Source organism: Ancylobacter sp. VNQ12 (genome assembly GCF_049445835.1).
Taxonomy (GTDB): Bacteria; Pseudomonadota; Alphaproteobacteria; order Rhizobiales; family Xanthobacteraceae; genus Ancylobacter.
This window is the reverse complement of sequence record NZ_JBMSDU010000043.1, coordinates 1-8,697: the sequence shown is the minus strand read 5'-3', so window position 1 is coordinate 8,697 and position 8,697 is coordinate 1. Positions and strand designations below refer to the sequence as shown.

At 65.8% G+C, this 8,697-nt stretch carries 10 protein-coding genes and 2 pseudogenes; 4 read left to right on the top strand and 8 right to left on the bottom strand.

Translation table 11 applies throughout. From position 1 onward, the window contains the following. Positions 1–160: transposase (locus ACO2RV_RS24700; protein ID WP_423296858.1), on the bottom strand; the 160-nt coding region annotated here is incomplete at its 3' end. Between the two features lie 60 nt (positions 161–220). Here ACO2RV_RS24700 and tnpA point away from each other — a divergent pair. The 4 genes and pseudogenes from tnpA to ACO2RV_RS24680 all read left to right on the top strand — a co-directional run. Next, positions 221–619, top strand: a complete 399-nt coding sequence (tnpA, locus tag ACO2RV_RS24695; protein ID WP_423296855.1) for an IS66-like element accessory protein TnpA — start codon at positions 221–223, stop codon at positions 617–619. Then, the gene (gene tnpB, locus ACO2RV_RS24690; RefSeq protein WP_423296853.1) at positions 616–963 is read left to right on the top strand and encodes an IS66 family insertion sequence element accessory protein TnpB; all 348 of its coding nucleotides are present in this window, start codon (positions 616–618) and stop codon (positions 961–963) included. The genes tnpA and tnpB overlap by 4 nt, the downstream gene beginning before the upstream one ends. A gap of 45 nt (positions 964–1,008) precedes the next feature. Next, positions 1,009–2,660, top strand: a protein-coding gene (gene tnpC / locus ACO2RV_RS24685; protein ID WP_423296852.1) for an IS66 family transposase whose coding sequence is annotated in 2 segments (ribosomal slippage) — positions 1,009–2,008 and positions 2,008–2,660 — 1,653 coding nt in all. Because the reading frame shifts where the segments join, the coding sequence is not laid out codon by codon here. A 170-nt stretch (positions 2,661–2,830) separates the two neighbouring features. After that, positions 2,831–3,531, top strand: a pseudogene (locus ACO2RV_RS24680) (IS481 family transposase); the annotation flags it as partial. Here the strand turns inward: ACO2RV_RS24680 and ACO2RV_RS24675 are convergent. From ACO2RV_RS24675 to ACO2RV_RS24645, 7 genes and pseudogenes are all read right to left on the bottom strand, one after another. Continuing rightward, a pseudogene (locus ACO2RV_RS24675) lies at positions 3,528–4,187 on the bottom strand (alcohol dehydrogenase catalytic domain-containing protein); the annotation flags it as partial. The pseudogenes ACO2RV_RS24680 and ACO2RV_RS24675 overlap by 4 nt on opposite strands. Positions 4,188–4,244: 57 nt before the next feature. Beyond that, positions 4,245–5,627, bottom strand: a complete 1,383-nt coding sequence (locus tag ACO2RV_RS24670; RefSeq protein WP_423296851.1) for an MmgE/PrpD family protein — start codon at positions 5,625–5,627, stop codon at positions 4,245–4,247. A 2-nt stretch (positions 5,628–5,629) separates the two neighbouring features. Beyond that, positions 5,630–6,355, bottom strand: a complete 726-nt coding sequence (locus ACO2RV_RS24665; RefSeq protein ID WP_423296850.1) for an aldolase/citrate lyase family protein — start codon at positions 6,353–6,355, stop codon at positions 5,630–5,632. A 154-nt stretch (positions 6,356–6,509) separates the two neighbouring features. Continuing rightward, complete coding sequence (locus ACO2RV_RS24660) at positions 6,510–6,722, bottom strand: hypothetical protein (protein WP_423296849.1); 213 nt, start codon at positions 6,720–6,722, stop codon at positions 6,510–6,512. Beyond that, entirely contained in the window at positions 6,713–7,411 is a 699-nt protein-coding gene (gene scpB, locus ACO2RV_RS24655; RefSeq protein WP_423296848.1) for an SMC-Scp complex subunit ScpB, read from the bottom strand. The genes ACO2RV_RS24660 and scpB overlap by 10 nt, the downstream gene beginning before the upstream one ends. Before the next feature lie 4 nt (positions 7,412–7,415). Continuing rightward, positions 7,416–8,285 (bottom strand): DUF1403 family protein, encoded by an 870-nt coding sequence (locus tag ACO2RV_RS24650; RefSeq protein ID WP_423296856.1) that lies wholly within the window; start codon positions 8,283–8,285, stop codon positions 7,416–7,418. Between the two features lie 152 nt (positions 8,286–8,437). Further along, on the bottom strand, positions 8,438–8,697 hold a 260-nt coding region (locus tag ACO2RV_RS24645; RefSeq protein WP_423296847.1), incomplete at its 5' end, for a hypothetical protein.

Below are 8,697 nucleotides of genomic sequence, written 5' to 3'. Positions count from 1 at the left end.
CCCAGTCCCGTTCGCGATAGCCATTGCGCTGGGCCCGCCGGCCTGGGTCTTTCTCGCCATAGGCCGCGCCCGTTACGGCGCCGACCTCCAGTTCCATCAGGCGCTCGGCCGCAAAGCCGATCATCTCGCGCAGAAGGTCGGCGTCGGGGGACTTCTCCACGGTATCCCTCCGACGGCGGCCGTCTTGCGAATTGAGGCCTGACGGTGAGAAAACGTCTGTATGGACGTCTATACAGACACCCCGATCAGTCGGCTTGAGATCGTTGAGAGCGGCGGCCGGCGGCGCTTCAGCGATGAGGCGAAGCTGCGGATCGTCGAGGAGAGCTATTCGGGTCGACGCCTGGGCTCGGCGACGGCCCGCAAATACGGGATCACGCGCTCGCAGTTGAACGAGTGGCGTGACGCGGCGCGGGCCGGGCGGTTTGGTCCGGCTTCGAGAGCAGGATTTGTTCCGGCTGTGATCGTGCCGGAGGTCGCGGCGGCGACCGGCCCGCTGATGGCGGACGGCAGCGGCCGGATCGAGATCGTGATGGCGAACGGGCGGCGGGTGCTTGTAGATCGCGATGTCGACGTCGAGGCTCTGATCCGGGTCGTGCAGGCACTGGAGCGGCTTGCGTGATCCCGGTCCCGACAGGCGTGCGGGTCTGGCTTGCGACCGGCTACACGGATATGCGCCGAGGCTTCCCGGGACTGTCCCTGCAGGTACAGGAAGTGCTTCGCCGGGATCCGCTGAGCGGGCATCTGTTCTGCTTTCGGGGGCGCCGTGGCGATCTTTTGAAGGTGATCTGGCATGACGGCCAGGGCGCCTGCCTGTTCACGAAGCGGCTGGAACGGGGCCGGTTCCTGTGGCCGAGCCCGGCGGACGGGGCGGTCACGATCTCGACGGCGCAGATGGGTTATCTTCTGTCCGGAATCGATTGGCGCAATCCTCAGGAAACGTGGCAACCGACACGGGTCGGCTAGCATTTACCTTTTGAAATCGCAGGAAAAATCTGATTCACTGGCTTCGTGACGTTGAAGCCGGACGATCTTCCTTCGGACCTCGCAAGTGCCCTGGCGGCGCTGCGGTCTGAGCGTGAGGCGCGGCTGCAAGCTGAGGCGGTAGCCGCTAGCGCGCAGGCGAAACTGTCGGCCACCGAGGCGCTGATCGCGCATCTGCAGCTGATGATCGAGAAGCTGAAGCGCGAGAAATACGGCCAGCGTTCCGAACGCACGGCGCGGCTGATCGAGCAGATGGAACTTCAGCTCGACGAGCTCGTGACTGCGGCGAGCGAGGACGAGCTTGCCGCAGCCGTCGCGGCGACGAAAAGCGGGAACGCGCGCGCCTTCACGCGCAAGCGGCCGGTGCGCAAGCCCTGGCCGGAGGATATCGAGCGCGAGCGGGTCGTCATTGATCCTCCCCCTGCCTGCACCTGTTGCGGCGGAGCGCGGCTGTCGAAACTGGGCGAGGACGTGACCGAGACGCTGGAGGAGATCCCGCGCCGGTTCAAGCTCATCGAGACGGTGCGAGAGAAGTTTACCTGCCGCGATTGCGGTAAGGTCAGTCAGCCGCCGGCGCCGTTCCATGCCACCCCGCGTGGCTTCATCGGTCCGCAGCTGCTGGCGACGATCCTGTTCGACAAGTTCGGCATGCATAACCCGCTCAACCGCCAGAGCGCGCGCTTCAAGGCCGAGGGCATCGACATGCCGGTTACAACGCTGGCCGACCAGGTCGGCCATGGAACCTTCGCCCTGAAGCCGGTCTTCGACCTGATCGAGAACCATGCGCTCGCCGCCGAGCGCCTGCATGGCGACGACACGACGGTCCCGATCCTGGCGAAAGGCAAATGCGCGACCGGGCGGATCTGGACTTATGTGCGCGATGACGGCCCCTTCGCCGGGCCTGCGCCGCCGGCGGCGGTCTATTACGCCTCGGGCGACCGACGCGGCGAGCACCCGCAGAAGCATCTGGCCGGATTCGCCGGCATCCTTCAGTGCGACTGTTACGGTGGCTTCGAGCCGTTGTTCGACCGCAGCGCAAGGAACAGCCGATCACGCCGGCCTTTTGCTTCGCTCATGCGCGGCGCGGCTTCTTCGAGCTGGCCGACATCGCGAAAAAGGCCCGCGACGGCAAGAAGGGCAAACCGGTCTCCCCGATCGCCCTGGAGGCGGTCAGGCGTCTTGACGCGCTGTTCGAGATCGAGCGCGCCATCAACGGGCGCAGCGCCGACGAGCGGAGGGCTGTGCGCCAGGAGAAGAGCAAACCGCTTCTCGACGACATGCAGGCCTGGTTGCTCCGCGAACGCGAAACCCTCTCGCGCTCCGCCGAGGTCCTGAAGCCGATCAACTACATGCTCCGGCGCTGGGACGACTTCGCCCGCTTCCTCGATGACGGCAGGATCTGCCTGACGAATAACGCCGCCGAAAGAGCGCTGCGGGGCATCGCCCTGGGACGGCGCAACTGGACCTTCGCCGGTTCCCAGCGCGGCGCCGACCGCGCCGCCGTCATGCTCACGCTCATCACCACGGCCCGCCTCAACGACGTCGATCCGAAGGCCTGGCTCGCCGACGTCCTGGCCCGCATCGCCGATCTGCCCACCTCGCGTCTGCATGAGCTGCTGCCTTGGGAGTGGCGGCTCCTGCGCGAAACCGAAAAGCCCGCTGATCAGCAGGCGGCCTGAGCCTCGCCAACCTCTATCATAGCGCCGACATCGTACGCGCGCGGGCCTCTATCCCGCGGCCCTCGTCGTATGCGTACTCTCCACGAGGTCACGGAAGTTCATCATGTCGGTGGTCATCGGTGGATCTTTCGGTCTGGAGTTGGGGTTCGCAACCCAGACCCTAACCGAACATCCCCGGTGACCACCTCTGCCTCGACCTACACCACGTCCGGGGACACGATCCGACGACTGAGGCAGTCCTTAGAGCGATACAGCATAGTCAAGAGAGCCTGAGGGCGCTGGCGAGACGTCCGGGATCAATCAAAAGACCGTCGCCAAGTGGAAGAAGCGGACCTCGGTCGCTGATCTGCCGACCGGCCCGAGGGAGCCGACATCGACGGTTCTGTCGATCGAGGAAGAGGCCATCATCATCGCCTGCCGCCGGCATACGTTGCTGCCGCTCGACGACTGCCTCTATGCCTTGCAGGCGACGATCCCGCATCTGACGCGCTCATCCGTGCATCGCTGCCTGCAGCGCCACGGCATCAGCCGGCTGCCGGAGGTGGAGGGCGACAAGGAGCCGAAGAGGCGGTTCAAGTCCTATGCGATCGGCTTCTTCCATATCGATATCGCCGAGGTGCATACTGCCGAGGGTAAGCTGTACCTTTATGTAGCCATTGATCGCACAAGCAAGGTCGCCTTCGTGCAGGTCGTCAGGAAAACAGGCCGGACCTCAGCGTCGGCCTTCCTCATGGCCTTGATCAACGCGGTGCCGTACCGGATCCACACCGTTCTGACGGACAACGGCATCCAGTTCACCTTCCCGCCGCGCTATGCCGACGGGCCGACAGCTCGCTACATCACCCATATGTTCGACATGCGATGCCGCGAGGCGCCGCTCGCCACGGCGCCGAGCAATGCGGAAAGACCGACTCCGCCGAGGCCGATCTCCGCGACGGTCTCCCCGGGACGAACCTTGCAGGTGTTCACGACCGTGCCGACGCCGGTCATCACCGTGCACCCGAACAGTGCCGCATCCACCAGGGAAATGTCCTGCGTGAACTTTATGACGGAGCGCCTCGATACCACCGAATATTCCGCGCAAGCCGAGACGCCGTTATGATGGTAAGGCGCGAGGCCGTCGTCGCAGATGAAGCGCTGCGCGCCGGGCAGCAGCACGCCGCGCGCATTGGCGGCATGTCCCGGCTCGCAGAGTTGCGCGCGCCCGTCTGCGCCGGGCGCGCAGTGACCACAGGTCGGCAGGAAGCTCATCACCACCCGGTCGCCGGGCTTGAGGTCGGTGACTCCCGGGCCGACCTTCTCCACGACGCCCGAGCATTCATGCCCCATCACCATGGGAGTCGGGCGGATGCGGTCGCCATTGATGACGGAGAGATCGGAATGGCACAGGCCCGCCGCCGCCACCTTCACCAGTACCTCGTCCGGGCCGGGCGATACGACCTCGATGGTCTCGATGCTCAGCGGTCGGGTCTCGGCATAGGGACGCTCGACCGGGGAAGCACGCAGGACGGCGGCACGGGCACGCATGGTTTCCTCGCAATGTGTTCTGTGAAAGCGGTACACTGGGCGGCGTGACCCGGCGGATCAGGGTGTCGGCGCCGGCCGAGCCAGCCGGGCAAGCGTGTCGATGCAGGTGTGGGACGAGACGCCCAGCACGGCGGCCGCAAGCCGCGCGGTGTTCTCCCCGATCACTGGTTCGGCAAGCGTGGTGAACTTGCCGACCAGCAGCGTGTCGGACGGGAAGTGGTCGGGCTCGCCCGAGGGATCGTCAATGGTGCGCTCGAAGGTGCCGGCCAGGGTCGCAACACGGATTACGGCGCCGAACGGGTGCGCCTTGCCTTCGACCCGCGGGTCGGCGACCACCTCGATGCGGTCGCACAGGGCTTCGAGCGCCGGGTCGCCCAGCCGGGCATAGTCATCCCAACCGAAGCTGCCCTGATCCAGTGCAAGCGCGGCGGTGAAGGGCATCGAGAACTGCCCTGCCACCACGGTGCGCGCGCGTCGCTTCTCGGCGAGCGGGGCGCCGGTGAGGGTGATGCCGTTCGGATGCAGCCCGATGCGCACATTGCGTATGTCGGCCGCCGACAGCGCGTGCTCAGCCCGCAACGCGATGAGCCCGTCGAGAGCGGCATGGGTGTAGCGGCAGCTCGGATAGGGCTTGAGGCCGATCTTTAGGGTCTCGTAGACGGTGCCGAGGTCCCGCACCGCGGCCTCCGGGTTGGCGTCGTCCGAATAGCCCTTGAGGAAGCCGTGCACCCCCTCGATGGCGTCGGCGGCGCCCTTGAAGCCCTCGAGCGCCAGCGTCGCGGCAATCAGGCCGTTCATGGCGGAAGCGCCGACCTGGTAGCGCTTGTTCCAGGCGCCATTCATCAGAAATTGCAGCGACCCCGCCGCTTGGCTCGCGGCGATGCCGAAGGCGCAGGCGATGCCGGCAGCATCGAGGCCGAGCAGCTTGCCGGCGGCGGCGGCGGCGCCGAACGTGCCTGCCGTCGCGGTTGGGTGGAAGCCGCGGGCATAGTGCTTGGTCGGATCGAGTGCGAGGCCGAGCCGGCAGCACACTTCATAACCCGCGATGACGGCCGTGACGAATTGCGGGCCGCTGGTGCCGGTCATCTCGGCAGCGGCCAGCGCGGCCGAGACGACCGGAGCGCTCGGATGCAGCGAACTCGCCGCATGGGTGTCGTCGAAGTCGAGCGAATGACCGAACGTGCCGTTGAGCAGAGCTGCGACCGACGGCGAATAGCTGCGCGGCGAGCCAATCACAGTACAGTCGCCCGGTCCGTCGAGGCCGAGCCGCGCCAGCATGGCGAGCACGGAGGGTGAGGAATCCGCCTCCGCCCCGCCGCGCGCGACATTGCCGACGAAATCAAGGATCAGCCGCTCGGTGCGGGCCACGACCTCCGCCGGCAATTCCTCGAAGGACAGCTCCGCGACATAGGTGGCGAGCCGGTTGGTTTCGTCGGCCATGCTCAATTCCTCGCGGTCGCTGCCGGCACGGCATGGCCCGGGACGCCGGCGCGGGCAAGAACGCGTTCGGCGCGCAGGCGCACCGGAGCGTCGACCATTGCGCCGTCAACCGCCAGCACCGCGCCACCCGCGGCGAGGCTGGCGACGATGCGCTTTGCCCGGGCGATTTCGTCGGGTGCCGGCGCGAGGCCGCGGCGGGCGCAGAGCAGCGCCTCGCGGCTGTGGGAGCTGCCGATATCGGCGTCGAAATCGATGGAACCGAAGGCGAGCCTTGCGACCTGAGACATCGCCGCGATTCGCCGGACCTCGGCAAGGCCGAGCGCGCTCTCGATCAGCGCGACGACCGGAACATCCGGCCCCAACACCACGCCGATCGCCGCTATGTCCGCGCAGCGTTCCGCCTTGGGCAGCACAAGGCCGGCAAGCGGCAGGCGGGCGGCCAAGGCCAAGTCGTCGCTAGGCCACGGTGTACCAGCCGGATTGATGCGCAGAAACACCCGACCCATCGGCGGGAAGCCGGCCTCGACTGCGTCGCGTGCGGCAGCCTTCTCCGCCGTCGCCACGGCGTCTTCAAGGTCGATGATGACGGCGTCCACGCCGGCCTCGACCGCCGTGACAAAGCGCTCTGGCCTTGTGCCGGGCACGAACAACAGCAGCAGCGGATAGCCGAGCCAGCCGTCGCCAGATGGGACAGGGGAAAGGAATGGCGGGGACAGAGTTGCTGGCATGGGTCTTCACTTGAACCGTGGAGCGGCACAATGCGCGGAGATGCCGCTAGAGCGAAATACGAAAATGCGCGTGGCGGCATAGGAAAAATTTATGAGCCGCCGCGGGCGGCGGCCGGTCTCGCTATAGGTTTTGGCTCTGCCGCTTAGTCCACACTTATATTTGTCTTCTGACGTTGCCGAAGCGAGTATTGGGTCGCGTGTTCAAATCCAGTCTTGTCGTCCCGAATCGCACGAGGAACGCCCTGGTCTGAGCGCTCCATCGCCCGTCGCGCATATGTGCGATCTCGGCGAGTTCGTCATCGGCAAGGGCCTCAATGTCAGGAATCTGGATGATGGCCTCGATACCCTTTTCACCGCCTATGGCCATGGCTCCTCCTCCGGCGGCGGGTCCAGCGCTCCATAGTCCACAAAGTCATCTTCGTTGGTACGAGCGATCGGGAAATCCCCCGCCAGCAGCCGGTCCCGGCTCAGCAACCCAGCATCCTCCAGCGCCTCCATGTCCGGCAAATCACGCAACGTGTTCAGGCCAAAATGCGTCAGGAACGCCTTGGTGGTCACATAAGTGTAGGGCGCGCCCGGTGTCGGGCTTCGCGGACCGGCCGTTATAAACCCTAGCCGCCGCAGTATGCCGATGACATCACGGCTGATCTCCTTGCCGAAAAACTGACCCAACTCGCCGCGAGTGATCGGCTGGTAAAAGCCGATGCACATCAGCACAAGAGAGTCGGATTTCGACAGCGGCGTAGTCTCGGTTCCCAGCCCGGTGGCGGTGCGGATGGCGTCGGCAAAACCCTTTTTGGTGCGGTGCTGCCAGCCGCCGGCAACGGCCACCAGCTCGTAAGGTCGACCCACCAGCTCGGCGCGGATGTCGTCAAGGATGAGGTCGAGATTGCACGCCCGTCCAACCACACGTGCCAGCGCTTCACGACCGACCGGTTCCGGAGAAGCAAAAATCACCGCCTCGACCCGACCCATCCATTCGCGCCAGCGCAGCTCGGACGGCAACTCCAACAGCTCGACGTCCAGACCTTCATGGGTTGGTTTGCGCCGCGCCATGACGTCAGAGCCCGTAGAGTTTGAAGGCGGAGCGACCGGAGAGCTCGCGCACCGCATCAAGGGCCAGCAGACGATCGAACAGCCGGCGTGAGCCCCAGCGGGTCAAATGGGCGGTCTGCAGCGTGCCCGGCACCGCATCCTCCTCCAGCAACAGCTTGATTGCCTCCCCGGCTCCTTTGGCGCGCAGCTTGGGCAGTGCGGCCTCGAGCCGCGCGGCGCGCGGTGCGATCTCCATGGCCAGCCGGCAGGCCTCCGCAGCGGCTTGGGCCAGCGCCACACAGACGCCGCGTTCAAACCCCTCCCCGCCTGGGCGGATTCGTTTGCGTTCGGCCTGCTCGCGGAATGCAGTGCTGCGCGCCTGGCTCACCAGGAGCGGCAACGGCAACGGCCAGCGCAGCTTTAGCGCCACCACCTGATCTGCCAGCCACCAGCCGAGCAGTTCAGCATCCGGGCGGATCGCCATCACCTCAGTGACCACGGCGGCGGCGGCAAGCGGCGCCGGCTCACGGGAACGGCCGAGCGCGGCGACCCGCTCAATCAGCGGCTCGAGCTCATCGCCCCCGTGAAGTCCCAGCAAACCGACGGTCGCGGTGAGAAAGGCGGCATTGATCCCGGGTGAGCGGTCGCCCAGCCGCTTCCAGGCCTCAAACATTCGACCGGCGGGGCCGGGATCGCCATTTGGTGAGCGCAAATACCAGGCGTCGCGCAGCGCCGCCTCATCCTCGGTACGACCGACCATGGAGACCGCCGTCTCGGCACATTTGAGCGCCAGCCGTTGACGCCAGGCGCCGGCCCAAGCCGGGTCCATCCGCACCAGATTATCCAATGAATTCAACGCGGCGCCGGCGATAAAGGCGGCCTCCATATCGCTGATCACCGGACCACGCCGCTGCGCCCAGCCCGGTACGCTGGGCAGCTGCGGGAGGTCCAAGAGGATGTGATTTGCGGTCGGAATCATCGCGGCAGCGTAGCCGATCTGTGCGGTTTAGGCTATCAATCCATTCACAACCGCACACCCTGTCGTTCTCAAACAATGAATGATAATGTTGCATTATCATTCGTTTTTCTCTTTATATAGAGACATGCGCGAAGCGAGCCCTCAAAGCCCCGAAAACGACGCCCGGGAGGCCCCTGCGCCCTCCCCTCCAGGGCCGCCACCCTGTCAGCAGACCGGAATTCGTGAGACTCGGCCGCCGTCGAGCCGTTTTTTAAAGCGGTTTTCGTGAGACAGCCTGCCAGATCCAGAGCTGGGCGCGTTGCTAACAGACTGAAATCGTTGGTCTCCA